This window comes from Xanthomonas hortorum, assembly GCF_024339125.1.
In the GTDB taxonomy this organism is placed as follows: Bacteria; Pseudomonadota; Gammaproteobacteria; order Xanthomonadales; family Xanthomonadaceae; genus Xanthomonas; species Xanthomonas hortorum.
In genome coordinates this window covers 5295911-5320443 of sequence record NZ_CP101417.1, presented here as the reverse complement: position 1 = coordinate 5320443, position 24533 = coordinate 5295911, and the positions used below count along the sequence as shown (strand labels likewise).

Annotated in this window: 26 protein-coding genes, 1 other RNA gene and 1 pseudogene; 19 read left to right on the top strand and 9 right to left on the bottom strand. The window is 61.0% G+C overall.

Annotated elements, in window-relative coordinates; genetic code table 11:
• The first annotated feature begins 17 nt into the window (after positions 1-17).
• From ruvC to queE, 13 genes are all read left to right on the top strand, one after another.
• Positions 18-542: a crossover junction endodeoxyribonuclease RuvC gene (ruvC, locus tag NMB96_RS22870; RefSeq protein WP_176338920.1), complete on the top strand. Its 525-nt coding sequence runs from the start codon at positions 18-20 to the stop codon at positions 540-542.
• Positions 543-660: 118 nt separating this feature from the next.
• The gene (gene ruvA / locus NMB96_RS22865) at positions 661-1245 is read left to right on the top strand and encodes a Holliday junction branch migration protein RuvA (RefSeq protein WP_006450983.1); all 585 of its coding nucleotides are present in this window, start codon (positions 661-663) and stop codon (positions 1243-1245) included.
• Between the two features lie 61 nt (positions 1246-1306).
• Positions 1307-1378: non-coding RNA, sX9 sRNA (locus tag NMB96_RS22860), on the top strand.
• A 59-nt stretch (positions 1379-1437) separates the two neighbouring features.
• Complete coding sequence (locus tag NMB96_RS22855) at positions 1438-3345, top strand: potassium transporter Kup (RefSeq protein WP_255085810.1); 1908 nt, start codon at positions 1438-1440, stop codon at positions 3343-3345.
• A 178-nt stretch (positions 3346-3523) separates the two neighbouring features.
• Positions 3524-4561, top strand: a complete 1038-nt coding sequence (ruvB, locus tag NMB96_RS22850; protein WP_006452374.1) for a Holliday junction branch migration DNA helicase RuvB — start codon at positions 3524-3526, stop codon at positions 4559-4561.
• Positions 4551-4982, top strand: coding sequence for a tol-pal system-associated acyl-CoA thioesterase (ybgC, locus tag NMB96_RS22845; protein ID WP_043910488.1), 432 nt, complete (start codon positions 4551-4553; stop codon positions 4980-4982). The genes ruvB and ybgC overlap by 11 nt, the downstream gene beginning before the upstream one ends.
• 11 nt (positions 4983-4993) lie before the next feature.
• Positions 4994-5773, top strand: coding sequence for a protein TolQ (tolQ, locus tag NMB96_RS22840; RefSeq protein WP_006452376.1), 780 nt, complete (start codon positions 4994-4996; stop codon positions 5771-5773).
• A gap of 139 nt (positions 5774-5912) precedes the next feature.
• The gene (gene tolR, locus NMB96_RS22835) at positions 5913-6362 is read left to right on the top strand and encodes a protein TolR (RefSeq protein WP_006452377.1); all 450 of its coding nucleotides are present in this window, start codon (positions 5913-5915) and stop codon (positions 6360-6362) included.
• Positions 6352-7392 carry a cell envelope integrity protein TolA gene (tolA, locus tag NMB96_RS22830; RefSeq protein ID WP_006452378.1) on the top strand — a complete coding sequence of 347 codons (1041 nt, stop codon included), beginning with the start codon at positions 6352-6354 and terminating at the stop codon, positions 7390-7392. The genes tolR and tolA overlap by 11 nt, the downstream gene beginning before the upstream one ends.
• A gap of 157 nt (positions 7393-7549) precedes the next feature.
• Positions 7550-8869 (top strand): Tol-Pal system beta propeller repeat protein TolB, encoded by a 1320-nt coding sequence (gene tolB, locus NMB96_RS22825; protein ID WP_023904815.1) that lies wholly within the window; start codon positions 7550-7552, stop codon positions 8867-8869.
• Between the two features lie 56 nt (positions 8870-8925).
• Positions 8926-9444, top strand: coding sequence for a peptidoglycan-associated lipoprotein Pal (gene pal / locus NMB96_RS22820; RefSeq protein ID WP_006452380.1), 519 nt, complete (start codon positions 8926-8928; stop codon positions 9442-9444).
• Between the two features lie 6 nt (positions 9445-9450).
• On the top strand, positions 9451-10275 hold the full coding sequence (gene ybgF, locus NMB96_RS22815) for a tol-pal system protein YbgF (RefSeq protein ID WP_255085805.1): 825 nt from the start codon (positions 9451-9453) through the stop codon (positions 10273-10275).
• Between the two features lie 42 nt (positions 10276-10317).
• Positions 10318-11001 carry a 7-carboxy-7-deazaguanine synthase QueE gene (gene queE / locus NMB96_RS22810; protein ID WP_115040751.1) on the top strand — a complete coding sequence of 228 codons (684 nt, stop codon included), beginning with the start codon at positions 10318-10320 and terminating at the stop codon, positions 10999-11001.
• A gap of 47 nt (positions 11002-11048) precedes the next feature.
• Here queE and NMB96_RS22805 read toward each other — a convergent pair whose 3' ends face one another.
• From NMB96_RS22805 to NMB96_RS22795, 3 genes are all read right to left on the bottom strand, one after another.
• Positions 11049-11915, bottom strand: coding sequence for an aldo/keto reductase family oxidoreductase (locus NMB96_RS22805; RefSeq protein WP_255085804.1), 867 nt, complete (start codon positions 11913-11915; stop codon positions 11049-11051).
• Positions 11916-12210: 295 nt separating this feature from the next.
• A complete protein-coding gene (locus tag NMB96_RS22800; protein WP_255085802.1) occupies positions 12211-14118 on the bottom strand; it encodes an XVIPCD domain-containing protein in 1908 nt (635 codons plus the stop codon).
• A gap of 15 nt (positions 14119-14133) precedes the next feature.
• Positions 14134-14781, bottom strand: a complete 648-nt coding sequence (locus NMB96_RS22795) for a hypothetical protein (protein WP_255085801.1) — start codon at positions 14779-14781, stop codon at positions 14134-14136.
• Positions 14782-15621: 840 nt separating this feature from the next.
• On the opposite strand from NMB96_RS22795, the gene NMB96_RS22790 reads away from it, so the two are divergent.
• Genes NMB96_RS22790 through NMB96_RS22775 form a run of 4 tightly spaced genes read left to right on the top strand, consistent with a single transcriptional unit; the run spans position 15622 to position 17736 of the window.
• Positions 15622-15927: a ParA family protein gene (locus NMB96_RS22790; protein ID WP_255085800.1), complete on the top strand. Its 306-nt coding sequence runs from the start codon at positions 15622-15624 to the stop codon at positions 15925-15927.
• 11 nt (positions 15928-15938) lie between these two features.
• Positions 15939-16514 (top strand): ParA family protein, encoded by a 576-nt coding sequence (locus NMB96_RS22785; protein ID WP_255085799.1) that lies wholly within the window; start codon positions 15939-15941, stop codon positions 16512-16514.
• Positions 16511-17044, top strand: a complete 534-nt coding sequence (locus NMB96_RS22780) for a hypothetical protein (protein ID WP_152025575.1) — start codon at positions 16511-16513, stop codon at positions 17042-17044. The genes NMB96_RS22785 and NMB96_RS22780 overlap by 4 nt, the downstream gene beginning before the upstream one ends.
• Positions 17045-17094: 50 nt before the next feature.
• Positions 17095-17736, top strand: coding sequence for a hypothetical protein (locus NMB96_RS22775; RefSeq protein ID WP_255085798.1), 642 nt, complete (start codon positions 17095-17097; stop codon positions 17734-17736).
• Positions 17737-17806: 70 nt separating this feature from the next.
• On the opposite strand, the pseudogene NMB96_RS22770 reads toward NMB96_RS22775, so the two are convergent.
• Positions 17807-18488 (bottom strand): annotated as a pseudogene (locus NMB96_RS22770) (DNA-methyltransferase).
• 297 nt (positions 18489-18785) lie between these two features.
• Between NMB96_RS22770 and NMB96_RS22765 the strand changes: the two are divergent.
• Together NMB96_RS22765 and NMB96_RS22760 are read left to right on the top strand one after the other, a co-directional pair.
• Positions 18786-19004 (top strand): hypothetical protein, encoded by a 219-nt coding sequence (locus NMB96_RS22765; protein ID WP_255085797.1) that lies wholly within the window; start codon positions 18786-18788, stop codon positions 19002-19004.
• A complete protein-coding gene (locus NMB96_RS22760) occupies positions 19001-19309 on the top strand; it encodes a hypothetical protein (protein WP_023904806.1) in 309 nt (102 codons plus the stop codon). The genes NMB96_RS22765 and NMB96_RS22760 overlap by 4 nt, the downstream gene beginning before the upstream one ends.
• 403 nt (positions 19310-19712) lie before the next feature.
• Here NMB96_RS22760 and NMB96_RS22755 read toward each other — a convergent pair whose 3' ends face one another.
• The 5 genes from NMB96_RS22755 to NMB96_RS22735 all read right to left on the bottom strand — a co-directional run bounded on the left by NMB96_RS22755 (position 19713) and on the right by NMB96_RS22735 (position 24532).
• Positions 19713-20528 carry a hypothetical protein gene (locus NMB96_RS22755; protein ID WP_154844523.1) on the bottom strand — a complete coding sequence of 272 codons (816 nt, stop codon included), beginning with the start codon at positions 20526-20528 and terminating at the stop codon, positions 19713-19715.
• Positions 20529-20762: 234 nt separating this feature from the next.
• The gene (locus tag NMB96_RS22750; RefSeq protein ID WP_104551275.1) at positions 20763-21500 is read right to left on the bottom strand and encodes an HGGxSTG domain-containing protein; all 738 of its coding nucleotides are present in this window, start codon (positions 21498-21500) and stop codon (positions 20763-20765) included.
• Complete coding sequence (locus tag NMB96_RS22745; protein WP_146091527.1) at positions 21497-22051, bottom strand: hypothetical protein; 555 nt, start codon at positions 22049-22051, stop codon at positions 21497-21499. The genes NMB96_RS22750 and NMB96_RS22745 overlap by 4 nt, the downstream gene beginning before the upstream one ends.
• 1 nt (position 22052) lies before the next feature.
• Complete coding sequence (locus NMB96_RS22740) at positions 22053-24149, bottom strand: DUF3987 domain-containing protein (protein ID WP_154844524.1); 2097 nt, start codon at positions 24147-24149, stop codon at positions 22053-22055.
• Positions 24146-24532 (bottom strand): CHC2 zinc finger domain-containing protein, encoded by a 387-nt coding sequence (locus NMB96_RS22735; protein ID WP_180313586.1) that lies wholly within the window; start codon positions 24530-24532, stop codon positions 24146-24148. Before NMB96_RS22735 ends, NMB96_RS22740 begins: the two co-directional genes overlap by 4 nt.
• Position 24533 lies beyond the last annotated feature (1 nt).

Here is a 24533-nt window from a genome sequence, read left to right as displayed (position 1 = left end):
CGATTCCCGGCCCCTCGATGACCCGCATCCTGGGCATCGATCCCGGCTCCCAGCGCACCGGGGTTGGCGTCATCGACATCGACGAGAGCGGTCGCAGCCGGCATGTCTATCACGCGCCGCTGGTACTGCTGGGCGAGGGCGACTTTGCGCAGCGGCTCAAGCGCCTGCTGCACGGGCTGGGCGAGGTGATCGACACCTACCAGCCGCAGGAAGTGGCGATCGAGAAGGTGTTCATGGGCAAGAGTGCCGACTCGGCGCTCAAGCTCGGCCACGCGCGCGGCGCGGCGATCTGCGCGGTGGTGCTACGCGACCTGCCGGTACACGAGTACGCTGCCACCGAGATCAAGCTGGCGCTGGTCGGCAAGGGCGGCGCGGACAAGGTGCAGGTCCAGCACATGGTCGGCATCATGCTCAACCTGAAAGGCAAGCTGCAGCCCGACGCCGCCGACGCACTGGCAGTCGCCATCACCCACGCCCACGTGCGCGCCACCGCGCAGCGCCTGGGCGTCAATACCCAACAGGCCTGGAGCCGCAAGAAATGAGAATCGGGAATCGGGAATCGGGAATCGGGAATTGCAAACGCAGGGTCCAGAGCAGCACGCGCTGTTGCGATTCCCCATTCCCGACTCCCGATTCCCGGCACCGCCAAGGCGGTGCCCAATGATCGGTCGCCTGCGCGGGATCCTGGCCTACAAGCAGCCGCCGTGGCTGGTGATCGATGTGGGTGGGGTGGGGTACGAATTGGAGGCGCCGATGAGCACCTTCTACGACCTGCCCGATGTCGGCCGCGACGTGATTCTGTTCACCCACTACGCGCAGAAGGAAGACAGCGTGTCGCTGTACGGCTTCTTGCGCGAAGGCGAGCGGCGGCTGTTCCGCGACGTGCAGAAGGTCACCGGCATCGGCGCCAAGATCGCGCTGGCGGTGTTGTCCGGGGTCACCGTGGACGAGTTCGCCCGCCTGATCACCAGCGGCGACATCACCGCGCTGACCCGCATCCCCGGCATCGGCAAGAAGACCGCCGAGCGCATGGTGGTGGAGCTGCGCGACCGCGCCGCCGACTTCAGCAGTGGCGCGCCGATCACCGGCCAGCTTGGCCCGGATGCGGTGTCCGAAGCCACCGTGGCGTTACAGCAACTGGGTTACAAACCGGCCGAGGCCGCACGCATGGCACGCGAGGCCGGGGCAGAAGGCGACGAAGTCGCCACGGTCATCCGCAAGGCCCTCCAGGCCGCACTGCGTTAAGGGCGACTAGCAAAACGACTGCGCGGTCGCCAGACGGGCGCGGCCGGTACTCGGAATCGGCATGTACCACTCGTACACTGCGGCTCCTGCGCGCCGCCCGCCCCCAGCTGACCCCCTCGCTACGTTTTTAGTTACTCAACGCCGCGCCGTCTTCCTCTCCTTCACGCCACTTGGCGATACCCTGCCCACTTCATGTCACAGACTCCCACTTCCGCAGCTGGCCACGGCCATGCGCCTGCCAATAGCCATATGGCCTTGGTCATCGGCGCCATCGGCGTCGTCTTCGGCGACATCGGCACCAGTCCGCTGTACACCCTCAAGGAGGCGTTCTCGCCGCATTACGGGCTGACCAGCGATCACGACACCGTGCTGGGCGTGCTGTCGCTGGCGTTCTGGGCGCTGATGGTCACGGTGACGCTCAAGTACGTCACCATCATCATGCGCGCCGACAACGAGGGCGAGGGCGGCATCATGGCGCTGATGGCCTTGACCCAGCGCACCATGCGCAGCGGGTCGCGCTCGGCCTATGTGGTCGGCATCCTGGGCATCTTCGGCGCCTCGTTGTTCTTCGGCGATGGCGTGATCACCCCGGCCATCTCGGTGATGGGCGCGGTGGAGGGCCTGGAAATCGCCGCGCCCAGCCTGCATCCCTTCATCGTGCCGATCACCGTGGTGGTGCTGCTGGTGGTGTTCATGGTGCAGCGCTTCGGTACCGAAAAAGTGGGCAAGGTGTTCGGCCCGATCACCTGCCTGTGGTTTCTGTCGCTGGGGGCGATCGGCATCTGGAACATCGTCGATGCGCCGGAAGTGATGAAGGCCTTTAACCCGTGGTGGGCGATCCGCTTCTTCATGCAGCACGGCTGGCACGGTGTCTTCATTCTCGGTGCGGTGGTGCTGGCAGTGACCGGCGGCGAAGCCTTGTACGCGGACATGGGCCATTTCGGCGCCAAGCCGATCCGCCACGGCTGGTATTTCTTTGTACTGCCGATGCTGCTGCTCAATTACCTGGGGCAGGGCGCGCTGGTGCTCAACCACCCGTCCGCGCTGAAGAACCCGTTCTTCGAAGCGGTGCCGAGCTGGGCGCTGTATCCGATGATCATCCTGGCCACGCTGGCGGCAGTGATCGCCTCGCAGGCGGTGATCACCGGTGCGTATTCGGTGGCGCGCCAGGCGATGCAGCTGGGCTACATCCCGCGCATGCTGATCAAGCACACCTCGCGCACCACCATCGGTCAGATCTACGTGCCCGGCATCAACTGGCTGTTGATGGTGATGGTGATCGCGCTGGTGCTGATCTTCCGCAGCTCCACCAATCTGGCGGTGGCCTACGGCATCTCGGTGTCGATGACCATGCTGATCGACACCTTGCTGCTGGCGCTGGTGGCGCGCTCGCTGTGGCCGCGCTGGCGCAACTGGGTGCTGCCGCTGTGCGTGGTGTTCTTCATCATCGAACTGGCCTTTGTCATCGCCAACGGCGCCAAGCTGCTGCAGGGCGCCTGGTTTCCGCTGGCGCTGGGCATCTTGGTGTTCACCCTGATGCGCACCTGGCGCCGCGGCCGCGCGCTGCTGCGCGAGGAAATCCGCAAGGACGGCATCCGCATCGACAGCTTTTTGCCTGGCCTGATGCTGGCCCCGCCGGCGCGCGTGCCGGGCATGGCGGTGTTCCTCACCGCCGACCCGATGGTCGTGCCGCATGCGCTGATGCACAACCTCAAGCACAACAAAGTGCTGCACGAGCGCAACATCTTCCTCAACGTCGACACCTTGCCGATTCCGTATGCGCCGGCCGACAAGCGCCTGCAGATCGAATCGATCGGCGACGAGTTCTATCGCGTCTATGTGCGCTTCGGTTTCATGGAAACCCCCGACGTGCCGCTGGCATTGATGCGTTCCTGCGACCAGGGCGGCATCCATTTCGACCCGATGGACACCACCTTCTTCGCCAGCCGCGAGACCATCGTGGCCAGCGCCAACCGCGGCATGCCGATCTGGCGCGACAAGCTGTTCGCGCTGATGCATCGCAACGCCGCCCCGGCGACAGGTTTCTTCCGCATCCCCGGCAACCGCCTGGTGGAGCTGGGCGCGCAGGTCGAGATCTGAGGCCGCAACAGCGTCGCGGCCTTGGGAATCGGGAGACGGGAATGGGGAATAGGAAAAGCAACGGCCTGCGCCAGCCCGAGACACTCGGCGGCGGCTGAAAAGGGCACCAGCCGTGCCGGTAACCGCTACTATTGTCCGCTCGATTCCCCATTCTCGATTCCCCATTCCCGGCTTTTCAATGGACCGCATCATCGCCAGCAGTGCCACCCGGGAAGACGATGCCGCCGATGCGAGCATCCGCCCCAAGCGACTTGCCGATTATCTCGGCCAGCAGCCGGTGCGCGAGCAGATGGATATCTACATCCAGGCGGCCAAGGCGCGCGGCGAAGCGATGGATCATGTGTTGATCTTCGGCCCGCCGGGCTTGGGCAAGACCACGCTCAGTCACGTCATCGCTAACGAACTCGGGGTGAGCCTGCGTTCGACCTCCGGCCCGGTGATCGAAAAAGCCGGTGATCTGGCCGCGCTGCTGACCAACCTGCAGCCGCACGATGTGCTGTTCATCGACGAGATCCACCGGCTCTCGCCAGTGGTGGAAGAAGTGCTGTATCCGGCGATGGAAGATTTCCAGATCGACATCATGATCGGCGACGGCCCGGCCGCGCGCTCGATCAAGATCGACCTGCCGCCGTTCACCCTGATCGGCGCCACCACCCGTGCCGGCCTGCTGACCGCGCCCTTGCGCGACCGCTTCGGCATTGTGCAGCGGCTGGAGTTCTATTCGCCGGAAGAGCTGACCCGCATCGTGATCCGCTCTGCCGCAATCCTGGGCATCGACTGCACGCCCGATGGCGCCGCCGAGATCGCGCGCCGCGCGCGCGGCACCCCGCGCATCGCCAACCGGCTGCTGCGGCGGGTGCGCGACTTCGCCCAGGTCAAGGCGTCCGGGCATATCGATCTGCCGGTGGCGCAGGCGGCGATGCAGATGCTCAAGGTCGACCCGGAAGGTTTTGACGAGCTCGACCGGCGCATGCTGCGGGTGATCGTCGATCACTTCGACGGCGGCCCGGTCGGGGTGGAATCGCTGGCCGCCTCGCTGTCGGAAGAACGCGGCACCCTGGAAGACGTGATCGAGCCCTACCTGATCCAGCAGGGCTTTCTGATCCGCACCGCGCGCGGGCGCATGGCCACCAACAAGGCCTATCGCCATCTCGGGCTCAAGCCCAAGGCAGCGCCGGCACCGGACCTGTTCGTGGAGGACGAGGATGTCGGTTGATCCCCGATTCAGTTGGCCGACACGCGTGTATTGGGAAGATACCGACGCCGGTGGGGTGGTCTACCACGCGCGCTACGTCGCCTTCATGGAACGGGCGCGCACGGAATGGATGCGCGCACTCGGTTATGAGCAGGAACGCCTGCGCCAGCAGCACGATCTGGTGTTCGCGGTCCGCTCGATGCAACTGGATTTCCTCAAGCCGGCCCGGCTCGACGACGCGCTGTCGGTGTCGGCGGTCCTGCTCAGATGTAAACGTGCCAGCCTGCTGTTCGCGCAGTCGGTGCGTCGCGAGGGCGAAGTGCTGCTGACCGCGCAGGTGCGCATTGCCGCACTCAGTGCCAGCGACTTCCGCCCGCGCGGCATGGACGATGCGCTATACGACGTGTTGAAAGCTTTAGAAACCACAGAATCAGAAGACTGAGGAACAAACGGATGTCGATTGCATTGCTCCTGGCCCTGCAGGACACGGTAGTGGAAGCACTACCGCAGGACGTTGCCGCCGCTGCGGCACAGACCGCCAGTGTGGCGCACAATAGCGGCATCAACTATGTCGAGTTGATCCTGCGGGCGAGCATCCCGGTCAAGATCATCGTGCTGTTGCTGCTGATCGGCTCGTTCATCAGCTGGGTGATCATTTTCCGCAAGGCGCGCGCCTTCAAGCAGGCCAACCGCGAGGCGGACGAGTTCGAAAACCGCTTCTGGTCCGGCGCCGATCTGGCCAAGCTGTACGCCTCGGCCACCGATCGCAACCGCACCGTCGGCGGCCTGGAGTCGATGTTCGAAAGCGGCTTCCGCGAATTTTCGCGCCTGCGCGATCGCCGTCGCCTGGATGGCCGGGTGCAGCTGGAAGGCGCCCAGCGCGCCATGCGCACCGCGTTCACCCGCGAAGTCGACCAGCTCGAGCGCAATCTCGAACTGCTGGCCAATATCGGCTCCACCGCGCCGTATGTCGGCCTGGTCGGTACCGTGTTCGGCATCATGGTGACCATGCACGACATGGTCAGCAGCGGCGAACAGGCCGGTATCGCTGCAGTCGCACCGGGTATCTCCGAAGCCTTGTTCGCCACTGCCATCGGCCTGTTCGTGGCGATTCCCGCCGTGTGGGCCTACAACCGCTTCACTACCCGCGTGGAACGGCTGTCGGTGCGTTACGAAACCTTCGCCGACGAGTTCAGCTCGATCCTGCAGCGCCAGGCCGGCGCCGACGAGTGATGCCGCTCCCTCGCAACAGCCGGCTTGCATGCGAGTGCCTCGCAGACGCCCGCACCTTCGTGTGCGGGGACAGGATGGACGAGTCCCTCGGAGCAGTCCGCACACGCATGTGCGGGGGATTAATTAGGAACGTGTCGCGATGATTTCCAGTATTTCCCGCCGCAAGAAGCGCAAGCTCAAATCCGACATCAACGTCGTGCCGTACATCGACGTGATGCTGGTGCTGTTGATCATCTTCATGGTGACCGCGCCGCTGTTGACCCTTAGCACCGACGTCAATCTGCCGAGCTCGCGCGCCAAGGCGTTGGAGAGCAAGCAGGATCCGATCGTGGTGGTGGTGGCCGCCGACGGCCAGCTCGCACTGCAGTTGCCCAAGGGCAAGCCGCAGGCAATGGACGTGGCCGCGCTGCAGGCGCAGCTGGCCGCCATCGTGGCGCAGGACAAGGAGGCCCGCGTGGTGGTGGCCGGCGATCGCGCCGCCCCCTATCAAAAGATCATGGATGCCATCGACGTGCTCAAGCAGGCCAAGGTCGAAAAGGTTGGCCTGATTTCCGACTCCGGCGGTGCTGCAGGCAGCGATGCACGCTGACGCACTCCCCACGCAGACCGCGCGCGAGGATGGCTGGTTGCGACCAGTCGTGCTGGCCTTGGTCGTGCACGTCCTGGTCGCGCTGGTGTTCATCGCCGGCTGGCTGTGGTCGCCCGAGCGTTCGGTTGAGCCGGCCGCTGGCGATCCCAGCATGGAAGCCTCGCTGGACGTGTCCGCAGCCGAAGCGCGCGTTGCGCGGCAGGCGTTGAAGGCGACCCCGGTGGAGACGCCGCCGCCACCGCCCGCTCCGGTGCCTGAGCCCGCGCCGGAAGAAAGCGTGCCGCCACCGCAGCCGATCCCCGAGCCGCGCCCGCAGGATGCGCCCACGCCGCAACAGGCGCAGGCCCAGGAACGCGTGGCCCAGCCGGACAAGGTCGATCAGGAGCGTGTCGATGCGCTTGCGCTATCGGCAGAAAAGGCCAAGCAGGAGCAGGAAGCCAAGCGCCGTCAGGAGCAGATCGACCTCACCGAGCGCAAACGCCAGGAAGAGGCCGAGCAGAAGCTGCGCCTGGCCAAGCAGCAGGAAGAAGCCGACGCCAAGAAGAAGCAGGCTGCCGCGCAGCAGGCCGAAGACGCCGAACGCCAAAAGAAGATCGCCGATATCCGCCGGCAGCGCGAACAGGCCACCAAGGAAGCCGCACTGGCCGAGCAGAAGCTGCGCCAGGTGGCCGCCGCACGTGCGCAGCAGGCGTCTTCGGCCGCCGCTGCCACTGCCCAACCGACTGCAGGGCAGGGCGGCACCAACACCGACCTGTCGGCCAAGTACGCTGCGGCCATCCAGCAAAAGGTGTTGGGGCAGTGGGTGCGCCCGCCGTCGGTGCCGCCGGGTCAGAAATGCACCATCAACATCCGCCAGTTGCCGGGCGGGCAGGTGATGGAAGCCAAGGTCGCGCCGGGCTGTCCGTACGACGAAGCGGGTCAGCGCTCGATCGAGGCCGCCGTGTTGAGCGCGCAGCCGTTGCCGTATCGCGGCTACGAATCGGTGTTCCAGCGCAATCTGACCTTTGTGTTCACTGCGCAGGATCAGTAACGGCCGGTCTGGACGACCGGTCGGTTGGCAATACAGAGGTGTCGTGCTGTCTGCGGCCACTCGCTCCACTTTCACGCTGTCTCGTTCACGATTGCGAGTATGTTCACTCGTTGATTGGTATCTCTTGCACACTTTTCCTGCCCGATCCGAGCCGTCCATGAAAAAACCGCTGCGTTGGTTAGCTGCCCTGACCGCCTTGTTGCTTCCGCTGAGTGCCCTCGCGCAGCAGCAGGGGCTCACTATCGATATCGTCGGCGGTAGCGCTTCGGCTACGCCGATCGCTGTCATTCCGATGGCCTACCAGGGCTCAGGCACCGCGCCGCAGACCGATGTGGCGGCCGTGGTTGGCGCCGATCTGGACCGCTCCGGCCAGTTCCGGACCTTGCCGGCCGCGCAGATCGTCGAAAAGCCGACCCGTGGGACAGAGGTGCAGTTCCAGACCTGGCGCACGCTCAAGCAGAACTACATCGTGGTTGGCCGCGTGATGGATGCCGGCGAAGGCGCTTACCGCGTCGAGTACGAACTGTTCGACGTGGCCAAGGGCGAGCGCCTGCTTGGCCTGGCGATGACCGCACGCGCCAATGCGATGCGCGATGTCTCGCATCAGATGGCCGATGCGATCTACGAAAAGATCACCGGCGTGCGTGGCGCGTTCTGGACCCGCATTGCCTATGTCACTGCCAGCGGTAGTGGCGGTTCGATGCGTTTTGCGCTGATGGTGGCCGATTCGGATGGCTACAACCCGCAGACCATCGTGCGTTCGGCCGAGCCGTTGCTGTCGCCGAACTGGAGCCCGGACGGCAAGAAGCTGGCCTATGTGAGCTTCGAGCGCGGCAATTCCTCGATCTATCTGCAGGACATCTCCACCGGTGCGCGTGAACTGGTCTCCAGCTTCCGTGGCATCAATGGTGCGCCCTCGTTCTCGCCCGATGGCCGTCGCCTTGCGCTGGCGCTGTCGCGCAGCGGCAACCCGGAGATCTATGTGATGGATCTGGGCAGCAAGCAGCTGACCCAGCTGACCAACCACTTCGGCATCGACACCGAGCCGACCTGGGCGCCGGATGGCGGCAGCATCTACTTCACCTCCGATCGCGGCGGTCGCCCGCAGATCTATCAGGTGGCTGCAAGCGGCGGCAGCGCCAACCGCGTGACCTTCCAGGGCAATTACAACGCCACTGCCAGCGTCTCGTTCGACGGCAAAAAGGTCGCCGTGGCGCAGGGCAGCGGCAATACCTACCGTATCGCCATGATGGATCGCAGCCTGGGTTCGCCCAGCTGGAGCACGATTTCGCCGGGTTCGCTGGACGAATCGCCGAGCTTCGCGCCCAACGCCAGCATGATTCTGTACGCCGCTCGCGAGGGTGGCCGGGGCGTGCTGTATGCCGTCTCTTCCGACGCTCGGGTACGCCAGCGTCTGGTCCTGGCCGATGGTGATGTAAGAGAACCTGCATGGGGGCCTTACCGAACCGCGCATTAATGTTAATATTTCGCTGCGTTAAACCCCATTGGCCCAGGAGCCACCATAGGTATCCCATGAACAAGTCCACCCGCGTCTTGCTTGTCTCCCTGCTGTCTGTTGCCGTGCTGGCTGGTTGTTCGAAAAAGGTGAAGGAAACTCCGCCTGCTCCGACCGACACCACCACCGGTTCCTCCGTTCCCACCGGCCCGGCAACCTCTGGCCTGTACGGCCCGGGCGACCTGGATACCGATGCCTGCCTGCGCCAGCGCGTTGTCTACTTCGATCTGGATCAGGACTCCCTGAAGCCGGAATTCCAGGCCATCATGGCTTGCCACGCCAAGTACCTGCGTGACCGTCCTTCCTCGCGCATCACCCTGCAGGGTAATGCCGACGAGCGCGGCTCGCGTGAGTACAACATGGGCCTGGGCGAGCGTCGCGGCAATGCCGTGTCGTCGTCGCTGCAGGCTGCTGGCGGTTCCGCCAGCCAGCTGACCGTCGTCAGCTACGGTGAAGAGCGTCCGGTCTGCACCGAAACCAGCGAAAGCTGCTGGTCGCAGAACCGTCGCGTCGAAATCGTGTACACGGCTCAGTAAGAAGCGATGCGCTTTCGAGTGACATCTCTGTTCGTCGCGGCGGCCCTTGTGGTCGCCGCGCCGGCTTACGCGCAGCGAGCCAGTCTCGCTGATCGTGTTGCCGTTCTTGAGCAGCAGCAGGCCAACAGTCAGGCCAACAACGATCTTCTCAATCAGCTACAGCAGGCGCGTTCTGACCTGCAGGGATTGCGAGCGACGGTGGAACAGCTGCAGCACGACAACGAACAACTCAAACAACAGTCCAAGGACCAGTATCTGGATCTGGACGGGCGTCTGAATCGGTTGGAAGGTGCAGGTGGTGCAACGCCGCCCTTGCTACCGGCTACCGGCAGCGTCACCCCAGCCCCAGCCCCGGCTCCGGCCGCGCGGCCTGCAGCGGCGGCAACTTCCGAGAAGCCGCCCAGTGTGCATGGCGACTCCGGCACGCTGACCGCCAGTAACGAAGAACGCACGGCTTACAACGTGGCGTTCGATGCGTTGAAGAACGGCAAGTACGACGATGCGTCGCAACTGTTCCTGAGCTTTCTGGAGCTCTATCCGAACGGCGTCTACACCCCCAATGCGTTGTATTGGCTGGGCGAAAGCTATTACGCCACCCGAAATTTTCAGCTGGCCGAGGCGCAGTTTCGCGATCTCGTCGGCCGCTATCCCACGCATGACAAGGCCGCTGGCGGCTTGTTGAAGCTCGGCCTGTCGCAGTATGGCGAAGGCAAAAACGACGAAGCGCAGCAGACCTTGCAGCAAGTCGTCTCGCAGTATCCCGGCTCCGATGCGGCGCGCGTCGCCCAGGAACGCCTGCAGTCCATCCGTCTCGGCCAGCAACTGCGCTGAGCCCGCGCGTCGGTGCCTTTGGGCGCGGCGCATACTTTGCCTATGAACGCCGCCGCCGTCCCCAGCGAGATCGTCCAATCGCCATTGCCGCGATTGAAGATCACCGAAATCTTTTTGTCGTTGCAAGGCGAGGCCGAGGCTGCCGGTTGGCCGACCGTATTCGTGCGCCTGACCGGCTGCCCGCTGCGCTGCCACTACTGCGACACCGCTTACGCTTTCCATGGCGGTGAGTGGCACGATATCGATGCGATCGTTGCCGAGGTGGCCAGCCATGGCGTGCGCCACGTCTGCGTGACCGGCGGCGAGCCATTGGCGCAGAAGCGCTGCCTGGTGCTGCTGCAGAAACTGTGCGACGCCGGCTTTGATGTCTCGCTGGAGACCTCTGGCGCACTGGACGTTTCTGCAGTGGATCCTCGCGTCTCGCGCGTGGTCGACATCAAGACACCGGCATCCGGTGAAGAACAGCGCAACCGCTGGGACAACTTGCCATTACTGACCGCGCGCGACCAGATCAAGTTTGTGATCTGCAGCCGCGCCGATTACGAATGGTCGCGCGAAATTGTCGCCGCACATGCGTTGGACCGTCGCTGCACGGTGTGGTTTTCGCCCAGCAAAAGCGAAGTGACTCCTCGGCAGCTGGCAGACTGGATCGTTGCCGATCGTCTGCCAGTGCGGTTCCAGATGCAGTTGCACAAGCTGCTGTGGAACGACGAGCCAGGGCGCTGATGCCCGATTGCCAGGCGCTGCTTGCCAAGACGCAATCCCCCGCGTTTCTACGCTGCGATCTTGTTCAATGCGTCCAGGGCATCGGCCGGAAGTTTCAGCTCGGCTGCAACTAGATTCGCGCGCAGATGCGCCACCGACGACGTCCCCGGGATCAGCAGGATGTTGGGTGAGCGCTGCAGCAGCCATGCCAGTGCCACCTGCATCGGGGTTGCGGCCAGGCGCTCGGCAACAGAGGCAAGCGTGGACGATTGCAACGGCGAGAAACCGCCCAGCGGGAAGAACGGCACGTAGGCGATGCCGTCGCGCGCGAGCGCGTCGATAATTTCATCGTCGTGTCGATGCGCGATGTTGTACATGTTCTGCACACAGACGATGTCGGTGATGGCGCGCGCCTCGGCCACCTGCGTTGCAGTGACGTTGCTGATGCCGATATGCCGCACCAGGCCATCGCGCTGCAGGTTGACCAAGGTCTCCAACTGCTCGGCAATGGAGCCTTCTGCCGGCTCCTGGGCCTTGAACATCACGCGCAGGTTGACCACGTCCAGCGCGTCCAGGCCCAGGTTGCGCAAGTTGTCGTGCACGGCCTTGACCAGCTCCTGCGATGAGTGAGCCGGCAGCCACGCTCCATCCGTGCCACGCGCTCCACCGATCTTGGTGACGATGGTCAGATCGTGTGGATACGGATGCAGTGCTTCGCGGATCAGCTGATTGGTGATGTGCGGCCCGTAGAAATCGCTGGTATCGATATGGTTGACGCCCAGCGCAATGGCTTCGCGCAGCACCGCCAACGCCGCATCGCGATCCTTGGGCGGGCCGAACACACCAGGCCCGGCAAGCTGCATTGCGCCGTAGCCGACGCGGGTGACCTGACGGTCACCCAGGAGAAACGTTCCGGCTTTATCGATGTTGGTCATGGCGTTGCGCTCGCGTGTCGTTGAGCCAACAACGATAGAAAACGTTGTGCGGCTTGTGAATTCGCGTTTGATGTAGCCCTGGCTGATCGCTGCCGAGGCTTGCACTGCATGGGCGCAGGGGCGTCGGCTGAGATATTCGTATGGCCAAACGTGTCGGTGTTTCAGGTTTTGATGGCCTGAAGGGTGGTGCTTTAGGTTGGAGTGGCGAGAAATCTCTTGCTCGCCACTAGCAGCTACTAGCAGCCGCCATCGCCTTTCAACGCGAAGAGAATCGTCCTCGGGGCCGCATCTCAGTTCATCTGCTCGGCCCTCCCTGGCTTGGGTCGCCCATGCCGCGGGTCAGCTCCTGTTGCTGTGTCAACTCTTTCTGCTGCGCGATGGCCTGATTGGCCGCTAGCAGCTTTTGGTCCGATTGCTCTATCGGGGTATTGATGGCTTCATCAAGCTGCACATGCGCCCGCTTGTGAGCGGGGTCGTCCTGCCGGCCTTCCACGGCGAAGAGATTGCCGTTCTTGCCCATTACGACCAGGTCTACGCGGCTCAGCTCATTTCCCGCTAGGGAATAGTCGGGCTTCTCCGGGTAGGCTTCGCGGTTGTCCTTGCAGGCAGCCAAAAGGCTCCGGCTGACCCTCTCGCTCATGTCGTCATAGGGCTTGCCTACACTCTCGTCGATCTTGCGCACGCCGCTACGGATCTGCTCGAGCATGCTGTGATTTGGATGGCCCGCGTCGTCTGGACTCAGCGGACCAACTGCCGCCGGAGAACTCGGAGCAGCTGGCACCACTGGCACGTAGGTATGGTTGTGCGCAGGATTCACGCTTCCGTCCTGAGTGTGGTCGAAGTGGTGCAACGCTGCCGGCGTGGTGCTGCTGTCGTAGTACGGTCGCGGTGCCTTGTTGACGCCTAGATCCAGACTCTCGTTTTCGATCAGATGCTCGCTTAGCCCCAGGCCTGCCATATCGATGGTCACCCTGGGTCTGGCACCTTGGTGCAGCACATTGGCCCGATCCTCAGCTCGGACGATCTGCTCCACCGCCCAGGCTCCGTAGTAGTTAGCGTAGTCGGCAGTGGGCTGGAGATTGCCGGCTTGGTCTACGTGCTCGCCAAGTCCGACGGGGCGCTGGCCAGGCTGAGCATAGACCGGCGAAGGCCGATCGAAGTAGTGCTGGCCCATCGCGGCAATGTTGCCTGGGGTCTGCGAAAGGCTACCGTCCTGATTGAATGCCAGGCCTGGTCTTATGATGGCCTTGGGAACGGCAGACGTGGGATCTCGCTCAATGAAGTCCTCCGTTCTGCTGGTCGTGGTGGTCAACATCAAGTCCACGCCGTTGGCATTTGGATTGCCCTGCCTTTTCAAGCTCAGCAGTGCATTCCATCCAGCGATTTCTGCTTTCGCCTCGTCCTCGCGCCCAGCTTGTATGTAGGCGTGCAATTCGTTGGTGTAATCGTGTACTGGGCCTTTTACCTTCGCCTGATTTCCAATGTCAGACAAGAATGTAGAAGTGGCTTGGCTCTTTGCTGCGTGATTGAAACTGTGCTGGATCTCATGTCCCAACACGAAGGTCGTGGAATCCGCGTTGAAGCTCCCGCCAGGATTGGCAGCGGTTCTGGTCTGCAAGCCGATAGGCGGCAAGTTCATTATTTTTTGATTGCCGTCGTATGTTCCGCCGGCAGCTTGGCCAGGACCAACGAATCCGAAGCCCTCAAGGTTTGCGCGTTTCGGATTGTGTGTATCTGACGCGTCGATCGTGGTCGCAGCCTTCTTGATTTCGTCTGCCAGGAAGGGCGAGTTGTTGATGCTGGACTGAAGATTGCTGACCATATCCTGCGTAACAGGATGACTGGTACGCGCCGCATCTTGGTAGGTGCTGTGGGCAAATGCGACCGACATCTGCTGAACCTGCAGCGCACCCTTCAAGTCACTGCTTGCAGTCGCTCCAGCGGGGGGCAAGCTCGCCGCCGGCAAAGTAATCATGCCGCTCTGGATGTCGTACGTCCCTGCCAGGTTCGGTGCACTACTACCGGCTGACTGCAATGCAAAGCCTCGTAGGCTTCCTGCCTGTGCCTGCTGGTCAAACTGCGCCAGGAGCACGGCATCCGCGCTGATCGCGTTGCGTAGCTGGGCGACCTGGTCTTGCGTTACTCCTTGTTGCCCGGCGAACTGAGCCAATGCCGCTTCGAGTTGGAGGCTAGGGCTTGCCATGTGCTTCTTCCTTGATTAGCCCAGAGTGCTGATCGATTTGACGCACATCCGGGTGGCAGATCCGACAACGATGTTCTGCGGAACAATGGAAATAACGATGTCTCCGCCAGCCTCGCTTGTCGACGCTTTCACATAATGCAGGTCTTCCAGCTGACCAATTGGACCGTGTGTCGGCGAACTGACGAAGCCCATGCTCTTGAGCGATTGATCGTAATAGGCGAAATCTAGGCTGCAGACGGCAGTCATGTCAGCGAAGCGATCACCCGTGTTGACGAACGTCAACTTGACCCCCTTTGAGCTGGAAGGCGACTCGGGGAAGTAATCCAATACGTAGCGCCAACCGCCTCCTAGATCACCACTTGGAAATCCGGCGCCTAGCGCGCCTGGCTCAAGCTTCAGCTCGATACCCATCACTGCCCGAATCCTATCCAGACTGATCTCGTCCCGGGATTTCAGGCCTTCGATCAGCTTTAACAGGCGCTTGCCGATCTCCTCGGCACTGAGTGCGGAATTCCTAACTCTGTCGGCCTCGTGCGTTGTCATGGTGCTGTGTTCCTTCGGGGGCGGCTGCTGAGAGTGGGCCTGGGGATGCGCACACGCACAGAGCGCTGTACCGCAGAGGGTCGCTATGATCAGGAACGGGGCGGCTCTGACAGACCTCATTGACGCATTCCATGCGGGTAAGGGGAGGAACCTAGCTAGGCGAACATGAACAGCCAGTTAAGTTTTGCAGGTGCTACTACGTCGAATCCTCAACTGCTGAACCAGCGCCACCCAAACGGAGGTTGCAAGAGGCCGTGCCAGTAGGCACGAAGTATTGGAGCACGCCGCTCCTGGAACTCATTTAGCCGATTTTTCGGATGACCATCGGAGAGAGGTAATTTTGATAATAAGGCCGGGAAAGCCCAAGATAGTCATTTAATATCAATAACTTACTTATAAATTTATAAGGTAATAAGAAGGTGGTTTGCCGGTAACGGGATTACCTTCCAGCAAGGTAATTGCACCAATGAAAAAACCCTTGTAAATCAATGGCATTACTTCTTAGAACTTAACAAATTACCCGCGATCACCTTTCCGGGCAATCGAAAATATCTATTATATTCAATAGCTTATATCCGCACGTCTCGCTGAATTACCGATTGCCTTCTGCCGATGATCACCTCGGGAATTCAGCAATGCCGGCTTGGGAGAAGCCGACCTGCCGCAAGTCGCGGGAGAGTTGATTGCCCACAGGGTTCTGAAGGGGCGACAAGTGGTGCCGAACCGCGCGTTGCGCCATAGCCAGCGCGGCTGGAGCCTGGCTGCAGCAACGCGGCAAAACCGTGCCATGAAGACCGCAGGCGTGGCGGGGCGACGATTGCACGCGCAGTAGTCGTACCTGTCATCTGACTCGTACGGGGTCCCAAGCTCCACTCGGGGCGATCACTACGGTCTAGCCCGCAATACACGAGGAGGAAGTTCTGACAGAATCGGAACCACGCGCACGCCCCAACAATGGACATGGAAGCTATGGCAAAAAATATTGAGAGCAAAAAGACTCCGGTGCTTGCCGTTCTTAATATGAAAGGAGGGGTTGGAAAAACAACGATTGCGGCTAACGTCATGCGCCTTCTGTATAAGCAGTTCTCAAAGAGAACAATACTTGTCGACTTTGACCCCCAATTTAACTTGACTCAGCTGCTTTACACTCAAGACAAATATGAAAAACTAAAGAATGAAAAGCGGACGATTCTAAGTATTATGGAAAGCGAGCCTGAAACGTCATTATTTAAGGTGACTTCGCTAGCACTCCTCCTCCTAAGCTAAGCGAAGTTTCCGTGACGGTGAAGCGTCTGCAAGACAGCGTAGCGGATCTGCGACTTGTCCCCGGTGATTTTGGGCTTGTTAAGTACTCACTGATTGAAGACCCAAAAACTCTCACACCAGTCAAAGAGCGGTTTAAAACTTTCATTAAAGAAGCAAAGGAAGATTCCGACTTGGTTTGTATTGACTGCAACCCAAGTAGCTCCTTTATGACTGTATGTGCATTAGAGGCTGCAACGCACGTCCTCGTCCCTGTCCGCCCGGACCGCTTTTCTATTCTTGGACTAGAGCTTTTAGATACATTCGTGAATGACCTTCACACACTAAAAGTCAAGCCAAAATTCATAGTGGTGCTTAATGACATACCACGGAATAACTATGATCCAACTGTCGAGAATCAACTTCGCGCTCACCCGAATTTCGGGAAAAAGACTTTATCCACCCCATTGTATTATTCTAGGGTATTAACCGCGAGTCATAGCTATACTGGCTTTGCGACCGATAAGAAAGGCTCATATGTCGGGCGCGCAACGGCAAATGTCCAGAAGCTAGCCAGAGAGCTTGGCATTGAACTGGGGTTAGACAAATGAACGATCAGCTTGAAAGATTCCTATTGGCTGCTGCCGCCATGCGATTTACAGAAAAAGATATATACAGACTTATCGATGCGTTAAAGGAAGCAGATCCGTCCTCACTGGCCAAAACAGTAAATCTACTGAGGCAAGCGATACCAGGAATTGTGATTGATTCTATCGACTTTAATTTTACTGATACCCTGACGGATCAGATGAAAAGAAACGCCAGTTCAGGACGGCGCGACAACATCCGGTTCCAAGAAGACGATGTAGGACTTAGAGTTGATCACCTACTGAAAGGTGAAGCAGGCCTTACGACCAAGGACGCCGTTTCAATGCTCACAAAGCGCCTTATAAATGAGGGCGTTCTGAATCCTCGCGAAGCCCCTCCATTGTCAAGAAAAGCGTTTTACCTATGGGCAAATAAACTGGCAACAATCGTCGCACCAAAGGAATTGTTGCGTGCCGCAACAATAATAAGGAACGACATACTTCATGCTCCACGCGCTGACTGGACCTCCGCTATAGGTCGGAGAAGCCGCTGATGGTGAGTAAAAACGTCAGAGAGCTCGCGCAACAAGCCCACGACAATTGCATGTCCAGAGGCGATGCTGTCCTTTTGCAGGCTGAAAGTGCTAGTGAGCACTTATTGCTCTGGCTTGGTTATCTAAAAGAAATAGAGAAAGATAATGCCGCCAATTGCTTGCTGGAAGGAGCTGCGTCGGCAATACGCGAAGCCGCTGCATGTATAGCACTCGGCTTGGTGCGGCCTGCATTGAATTCCCTTAGGCTGCAGATTGACCTATTTTTGGCATGGCTATACTTCAAAGATCACAAGGTCGAATGGGAGAGAGTTCAGAGTAAGGGCGATGGGTTCAAACTTAAGAATGAAATAATCAAATATCTTGGAGATAATTTTGATGCATTCTCTCGGAGATATGGCGTTCTTGAGGCGATAAAACAGCGGCGCGAGAAGGAGCCGTATCGCCTTCTATCTGCTCATGTGCATGGTCAGAGCGAACCCGCCCTACCAAAGATAGAAAGTCCTGCGGATGTGGTCGCCTCCATCAGCCTTCAAGACGAAGCAATTGCTTTGCAAAAAGAATGTTCAGAATATATTGGAGACATTTTGTACTCGCTGTATTCTAATAACTGGCATGCGCTACCCAGCAATCTGCATCCTGCCCTTATAGCTAGATTCAAGACAAAACCTCAACAGGCAGAATTTTTCGAATAACCCCAAAGGCTGCCCTAACAACTGCTGCCTTCATATTTGGTTTTGAGGCCATTTGCGTGGCCTCAAAAAATCAGTCGCCGATAGCCGTCAAGCGGCTCACAGCCACTTCTGAATAGTGACGGCTAAGCTCGCAGCTCTAAAACCGCAGCTACGAGCGTAGAGCCTGATCCAGCAAAAGGATCAAGTACCTTTTCCCCCGCATTCAGTGGTCTTTACCAGCTGCCGCATCAACTCGGTCGGCTTGCCGGTCAGGTGGTGCTTATCAGCTTTGCGCACCGACTCACGGATGATACCTGGCAGCACAGGCGCGCGACGGTCCAGCGGCATATTGCCCTTGCTGCCCCACACGATGTATTCGGCCTGATTGCGGAAGCGGCCTAACTGGGGCCGCACGCCTTCGGTCTTGTCCCAGACGGTGATGCCGCGCCAGGTGAAGCCTGCGATCTGCAGCGCATCGGTTGTCAGCGGCAGCTGTCGCCAGTTGGTGAAAAGCAGTACCGGCGCGGCGTCTTTGAGCACACGCGCGCATTCGGACAATTACAGGTGCATCCAATTAAAGTATGAGCGCTAGTCGCGTTCGTCGCCTACGAAGTCGGTATGCAGCTGCGCGACGCCGCCTTGGACTTACTTGCCAAGGGCGGCTTGGCTTTTGCGGCTACGTGCAAGCCACCGCTCGCATACGGCGGTCAGTGATCAGCGCATCGAACGAATTCGCTTCGCGTGATCAGGATGGTCACGGCGCCATCGTGCACGGTTGGGTTTTCATTGACATGCCCAAGGGATCGGAGTGAGTATCCCCACGTCGCCGTACAATCGGCGACCGGGATTGGCGTCCCGAATCAAAAGGCGCACCAGCGCCCATCGACCGATGCATGGCGCTTTTTTGTTGCCCGCATCGTCGCGGGCGCATGCCGGCCAGCTTTATGGCGGGCGGTGCGCGGGGGCCGCAAGGCCCACCGGTTCCTTTTGGCCGGCACGCCAACCGCGTACCGTCCGCCACCCCGATTGGCGTCTGGGTGGCGGATTCCAAAACACAAAAGGAATCCAGCATGTCTTACGACACCCAAGAAATGCCCGCATCTGCGGCGCGCCAGGTCGCCCACCATTTCGATCTGACCGCCATCGTCCTTAAATGGAACTGTGCCGATTCGCTCAACGTGACGCCGAGCTTCGAAGGCATTGGCAAGCCCATCCACGTCCTCACGCCTGCCGATGTGGCTGTAACGATCGTTGCCGTTGATAGCTCGTTTGCGGAGGCTCAGCGATGAGCGCCAACAAGCAATTCCGCGTCTGCGCGGGCGTCGTCCTCAGCTTCGAGATAATGCAGGGCTACTTGCTAGCGATGCTGCATTCCGACACGCAGCAAGAAGTGGCGCCGGTTCTGATCGCCTGCGAAGCGACCGGCCTTGAAGAGGTCTTGATGGGCGGCGATGCGCAGAGCATCGTACTGGGCAAGTTGCATGTCTGCATGCGTGTCGATTCTGCACTTGAAGTCCTCACTTGGTTGCGCAAGCAAGCACGGGCCAGCGGAGGCGCACGACGAACACGACGGGTGCAATCGCTTATCCAGTAGATGTGGACCACGTGATCCAGTGTGGCCCTGGACAGACCTGGGTCGAAGATACGGCTGCATCCGCCTGGCCACATGACCTGCAAGATGACGCAATGTGATCTGCAAGGGTGTGCCGGCAATGAAGGCCCGCGCCAGCCGGCGCATGCCATCCGACTTCGTGGCCGTGGAGCATGCTCCACGGCCACTCATCTTCCCGGTAACTTTCCGGAGGCACAAAAAAAGCGCCTTAGGCGCTCTTCAAGTGACTGATTTGATTGGTGGCCGTGATTCAATCGAATTGCAGCCCGAAACGTAGCAACTGCGCAGATGTAGCCTTTTCTCCACCATCAGTTACCGTCAAAGTTACCGTCAACCGTTGCGTGCTTGACGCTGATCAAGCTGGCTTTGATGCCTGTTATGTCGCTCAAAAGCCGTCTTCGATGTAGTCGCACTGCAAAGAGATGTTCTGCTTCTTCCAGTCGTATAGGTACTCCCGTTCGTCGAGATCCTTACACTGCATCAGTAACGTGGTGGACTCAGGGTTGGTGATGACCTTGCGCGCGATGTACTGCCAAAAGTAGGGCTTTTCGCCTGGCTTCTCGGGCACCGGCACAAAGCGGGACAAGTTGATAATTCCGCAATCGCCATTTGGTGTGGTGTCGGCCACGTTCCAGGACTTGAAGGTTCCGTCTGAAGCGTAGACTGCCTTGAATGTCTGCTTAAACGAGTTAGTACCGATTTGGCAGGTGCGTTGTTCGATATCAATGCCCAGCGCCATGAAGCGCTTCATGCCGTCCAGCGTGCGCGTTTTGCAGGCTTGGCCCATGGCGCCCATCTGGGCAGCCAAGTCCCCGCGTGCTACCCGGCTCATGCGCGACACGGCCTTTCGCATCTCTTCGGTACTTGATGAGCCGTTTAGCGCCGAAAGTCCTTGCTGGGCCATATCGCACAAACCCTTCCAATCACCACTCTCGTACAGTCTTTCAGGTGTGGTTTTCATTTCTTTGGCAAGGGCTTCTGGCCAGCCTTGGGTCTCCTTCGCCAAACGCTTCGCGGCGTCGGAAGCAGACAATTTTTGACGAATTCTGGTTTGCACAAAATCGCATGCCAGCACTCCGGCTTCGGGGGGCATGCATTCGTAGGTTAGCCATCCGTTCTCCACTGTGTTGTACATGCGTCCGCCGAATGGGTGGGGCGGCTCATCCGCAATTGCGGCGGATGAAGTGAGAACGGTGATCACGATCCCCATTCCAATAGTAGTTTTCCTTATCACTCTTGGACCCACTGTTCGTCTAGGGGCTTGATCATGCGTCAGCGGTTGGACTTGGGCAACGCCTGAAAAGGTGGCAGATGGACGCGGGAGGCCAAGTCTAGGGCTACGCCGGAACACGCGTAATGCGGAACGGCCACCGTAGCTAAAAGACCCTCCTTGGGAAGGAGAGAGGCCAACTACTGAATCTGTCTGCCGACAGGCTCAATCATGCAAGCGTCGCAACACCAGCGGTAGTTCTCGGCGCTCTGCTTTCTGGTATTGCCGCAGGTTCGCCAATGCCCGGGCCTTGCCGGCTTCGGACGTGGGGCCGGTTGAACGTCCACCATGGAATCGGCAGCGGCGCTTGCCCGGCTCGCTCTTGGCCTGACAGGGCTGGCCGTCACGATGACGCCGTGCGCCGCAGGGCGCGCGGGCTGCATGTCGGGACTCAGGAGCGCTGGCGTGCCGGCTCGCTAGACCGTGCCGCGATCTTGCCGTATGCCCGGACTCATACGCGCCCACGCGCGCGCCTGCGATGTGTCCATTAATTCCGGTTTGCCTGTCGAAGTCTTGCGCGCGCGCGGAACGGTCACCAACGGCCAGCCTTTTTGCGTTGCCGCTGTCTTCGACTGGACCGGGCCCAAAGCGCACAGCGGCCGGACTCATACGTGTACGCGCGTACTGGTGCATGAATTCCGGCGGGCCCTTCGGAGTCTTGGGCGCTTCTACTTCCTGTTTCTTTATTCCGGTCAGCTCGGCCCACTCGGTCACGATGGCATCCAGCACAGCGCTATTGGTCGCCGCGATGCTGCCGGGGCGTTCCTGTGTCTGCCGTGCTTCAAAGGCCGCCAATGCATCCCGGCTGGGCGTGTAGTCGATTCGGCGAATGCTGGCCCGGCGTTCCCTTTGCATCTTGGCCAGGTGGGCCTTGTCCAGGCTCAGGTAGCCGTTGTCAGTCATGGCGCTTGCTCCTTCGGCAGGAAGTACGGCGGGCCGCTGGTGTTCTCGGCATCCTGCTGCGCCCATTCGTCCACAAGCCGGCGCGGTGGCCGGGCAATGGGCTTGCCAGCCTTCCTGCGGAAACACCACGGGCATGCCTTCACCACGGCCGGGCAGTCCGCCCACAGCAGGACCGGGCCGCAGCCTTCGCAAGTGCGCGTGACCGGCTCGCCCCATTCCACGGGCGTCGTGCCGGTGTCCATCAATCCCTGCGCCGCCAGGGCGTCCAGGTAACCGCGCAGCTCGGCATCGGTGTAGCCGTGGCAGGCCAGCATGTCGGCATCGCTCAGTCCATGCACCAGCTTTGCGGGGTGACCTTCACCTGCCGCCAGGGCCAGCAGGTGCGTGCGGATGACCGGGACAACATGCGCGTTTTCAGACTTGGCCCCGCTGCGACTTTTGCGACTCTGCGACTTTTCGGGGTCGGGAACGGGAAAAGTCGCAAGAGTCGCGAGAGTCGCAACGGGTACGCTTTCAGAATCCGCGCGTAGGGCATCCAGTAGTCGGCCCATATCACTGCCCCTCACTGTAGGGAACGATGCGCCAGACGTGGCGACGGTGCCCGCCATCCAAGGTCATCCCACCATTGACCGGCAGCGCCCAGCCGGCGTGTTCAAGCTCGCGCACCGCGCGCTGAAACGCTTCACGCTCGCGCGTTCGGTTCGGCCCTTTGTTCATGACCAGTCGGGAATAGATGACTTCCCGCCCGCTTTCATGACACCAGCCCAGCAGGGCTTCGGCATCGCGCACGTCCGGCGACAACTCCGCCGTGCCTGCCAGGCGCACCGCTTCGTTCAAGTGCCACAGCGCCAGCTCTGCGGCCCGGTCCATCGCGTCGGCACTAATCACTTGCGCCGCCGGGTCATCAATCAAAGTCAGCACACCGGCGATGCGTGCGGCTTGCTCGGGCGTCTTGCTCGCCCACGCCTGCACTTGCGCGAACCGGCCGCCCTGACGCATGCCTTGCTCTGTGGCGCTGTACACGTCGGCCCAGACGGCCCGCGCCTCAGTGCTCAACCGCAGCGCGCGCGGCTCCAGTTCCTGCCGCTTCCCTTCAGCCAATGGCAGCTCTTGCCGAAACCGGGATAGCAGCACGTCAACCATCCGCTGCATCGCTACGTCGTCGCGCATGTTTTCATCACTCAGTGTTCGCCATCCGGCAGTGCCTTCAGGCCAGGCCAACAGACACCGCGCCAGGAATCCCTGCCCGGCCAGCACGTCATCCGATAGCGCCCGCTCGGCAATGACAGGCTGCGCCAGCAGGTGCAGTGCAAAGCGCCGGCCTTGCAGCTTCATCGCGCCGTCGCCAGCACGTACGCGGTCAAGCTCGCCCCGGTCCCACAGCTTGCATAGCGTCCCGGCCGTGCGCATCACGGTTTCCTTCGACATGCCATGACCACCAAACACCAGCGCGGCTTCATCGGTGAACGCGCCCAGCGCCGGCCGGCTGACCTGCATCAGCTTGAAGATGCCTTCGGCGGTGAAGTCTGCGACGGTAACGCGTGGCAGCAGCGGTGCAGGCGGTGGCGGGCCGATGGCGTGCAGGGCAGCTTTCAGCCCTTCCCCTTTTTTCTTCTTCGCGTCGGACTTGGCGGCATCCACCCTTGCCTGCCACTGCGCCATGTCTTGTTCGTGCAAGGTGCTTTCCAACTCATAGCCTTGCGTCAACTCGGCTTCAAACACGCGCGCTGCCCGCATCGCTTCGGCATCCACGGCTGATTTGCGCTCGCCCGATTGGGCCACGCTCAACAGCCACAACGACAACGGATGAATCCGGCCGTCAATTTGAACATCGGCCTGTCCTTGCACCGCCAGCGATGCCGCCGCCAGCAGCGAACCGCCGATGATGGCATCCGGCGCTTGGATGACGCGCTTGATTGCTTCGGCCGCCGGCCGCAGGACTTCGCCCAGCGATTCCAGCGGGTACGGCTCAGGCGGGGGCGTGGGCCGGCGCAGCGGTTCGGGGGCCGACCTGCCTGCGGGGCTTTCCGCCGGCATTTCTTCGGCCAGCGGCAAGGACAGCACGTCAACCGCGTCAGCATCCGGGTGCGACTTGAGCCAGTCCACGCAGTCGCCCTTGGCCGGCAGGTCCAGCGTGTCCACGTCCACCCGTTCCACAGCGCAGCCCAGCGCGCGCAGGCGGCTTTCCACCTTATCCGCATACCCGGCGCCGGCCTTGTCGTGGTCTGGCCAGATGCGCATCCTGCGGCCTTGCAGCGGCGTCCAGTCGGCTGCATCAGCACTATCCGCGCTTCCGCTTGTCGTGGCGGTTAGGTCCAGTTTGGCCAGGGCATCGGCGCAGGCTTCGCCTTCGACAATCCACACCACTGCGTCTGGATTGGTAGCCAGTAGCTCCGGCAGGCGATACAGCGGCTTGCCCGCGTCCGGCGCTGGCGGCTCGCCGATGACGTAGACGGCCCCATCCCAGCGCATCGGTCGAATCCACTTGTCGCCATCCGACGGACGCTTGCAGCGGATGCGCCAGAACACAGGGTTTCCCTGGGCATCGCGGTATTCGTGCAGAGCTTCGGGCTTGAAGCCATCGCGGATGCAACTGGCGGCCACCCGGCGCGCGGCGTCCTTCGGCGTTTCAATGACAACCGCGTTCATGCCCGCACCCCCACCAGCTCGCGCGCAGCTTCCTTGAAGTCCAGGCCGGTCAAGCGCATGTGGAAGCTCACCAGGTCGCCACTGCCGCAGCCTGCGAAGCACTTCCACGGGCCGCGCGCGCTGGACAGGTTCACGCTAAACGATGCGTTGCGGTCTTCGTGGAACGGGCACTGCCCCTGCGCCCAGCCGTTGCCGTGCGCGTTGCCCAGCTTGGCGATTTGCCGGGCGTAGTAACTGCCAGGATCGGGCAGACGGTCGCGCCAGTTTTCCTGCAATCGCGCTCGTTCCCTGGGCCGGCTGGCGCTGGCAGAATGTCCATAGAGTTGCGACATGCTTTGCACTGCGCCCCGATAGCCGCCGGGGCGTTGTCGTTTCTGGGTCATG

Bases quoted from the DNA above. Each gene is read 5' to 3' on its own strand.
- tolB (WP_023904815.1), top strand. From the start codon at position 7,550: ATGAAAAAACCGCTGCGTTGGTTAGCTGCCCTGACCGCCTTGTTGCTT.
- ybgC (WP_043910488.1), top strand. From the start codon at position 4,551: ATGTCGGTTGATCCCCGATTCAGTTGGCCGACACGCGTGTATTGGGAA.
- ruvA (WP_006450983.1), top strand. From the start codon at position 661: ATGATCGGTCGCCTGCGCGGGATCCTGGCCTACAAGCAGCCGCCGTGG.
- queE (WP_115040751.1), top strand. From the start codon at position 10,318: ATGAACGCCGCCGCCGTCCCCAGCGAGATCGTCCAATCGCCATTGCCG.
- NMB96_RS22750 (WP_104551275.1), bottom strand. From the start codon at position 21,500: ATGACTGACAACGGCTACCTGAGCCTGGACAAGGCCCACCTGGCCAAG.
- NMB96_RS22740 (WP_154844524.1), bottom strand. From the start codon at position 24,149: ATGAACGCGGTTGTCATTGAAACGCCGAAGGACGCCGCGCGCCGGGTG.
- tolQ (WP_006452376.1), top strand. From the start codon at position 4,994: ATGTCGATTGCATTGCTCCTGGCCCTGCAGGACACGGTAGTGGAAGCA.
- ruvB (WP_006452374.1), top strand. From the start codon at position 3,524: ATGGACCGCATCATCGCCAGCAGTGCCACCCGGGAAGACGATGCCGCC.
- tolA (WP_006452378.1), top strand. From the start codon at position 6,352: ATGCACGCTGACGCACTCCCCACGCAGACCGCGCGCGAGGATGGCTGG.
- NMB96_RS22765 (WP_255085797.1), top strand. From the start codon at position 18,786: ATGTCTTACGACACCCAAGAAATGCCCGCATCTGCGGCGCGCCAGGTC.
- NMB96_RS22735 (WP_180313586.1), bottom strand. From the start codon at position 24,532: ATGACCCAGAAACGACAACGCCCCGGCGGCTATCGGGGCGCAGTGCAA.
- NMB96_RS22795 (WP_255085801.1), bottom strand. From the start codon at position 14,781: ATGAGGTCTGTCAGAGCCGCCCCGTTCCTGATCATAGCGACCCTCTGC.
- NMB96_RS22760 (WP_023904806.1), top strand. From the start codon at position 19,001: ATGAGCGCCAACAAGCAATTCCGCGTCTGCGCGGGCGTCGTCCTCAGC.
- ruvC (WP_176338920.1), top strand. From the start codon at position 18: ATGACCCGCATCCTGGGCATCGATCCCGGCTCCCAGCGCACCGGGGTT.
- ybgF (WP_255085805.1), top strand. From the start codon at position 9,451: ATGCGCTTTCGAGTGACATCTCTGTTCGTCGCGGCGGCCCTTGTGGTC.
- NMB96_RS22745 (WP_146091527.1), bottom strand. From the start codon at position 22,051: ATGGGCCGACTACTGGATGCCCTACGCGCGGATTCTGAAAGCGTACCC.
- NMB96_RS22805 (WP_255085804.1), bottom strand. From the start codon at position 11,915: ATGACCAACATCGATAAAGCCGGAACGTTTCTCCTGGGTGACCGTCAG.
- tolR (WP_006452377.1), top strand. From the start codon at position 5,913: ATGATTTCCAGTATTTCCCGCCGCAAGAAGCGCAAGCTCAAATCCGAC.
- NMB96_RS22855 (WP_255085810.1), top strand. From the start codon at position 1,438: ATGTCACAGACTCCCACTTCCGCAGCTGGCCACGGCCATGCGCCTGCC.
- pal (WP_006452380.1), top strand. From the start codon at position 8,926: ATGAACAAGTCCACCCGCGTCTTGCTTGTCTCCCTGCTGTCTGTTGCC.
- NMB96_RS22780 (WP_152025575.1), top strand. From the start codon at position 16,511: ATGAACGATCAGCTTGAAAGATTCCTATTGGCTGCTGCCGCCATGCGA.
- NMB96_RS22775 (WP_255085798.1), top strand. From the start codon at position 17,095: ATGTCCAGAGGCGATGCTGTCCTTTTGCAGGCTGAAAGTGCTAGTGAG.
- NMB96_RS22800 (WP_255085802.1), bottom strand. From the start codon at position 14,118: ATGGCAAGCCCTAGCCTCCAACTCGAAGCGGCATTGGCTCAGTTCGCC.
- NMB96_RS22790 (WP_255085800.1), top strand. From the start codon at position 15,622: ATGGAAGCTATGGCAAAAAATATTGAGAGCAAAAAGACTCCGGTGCTT.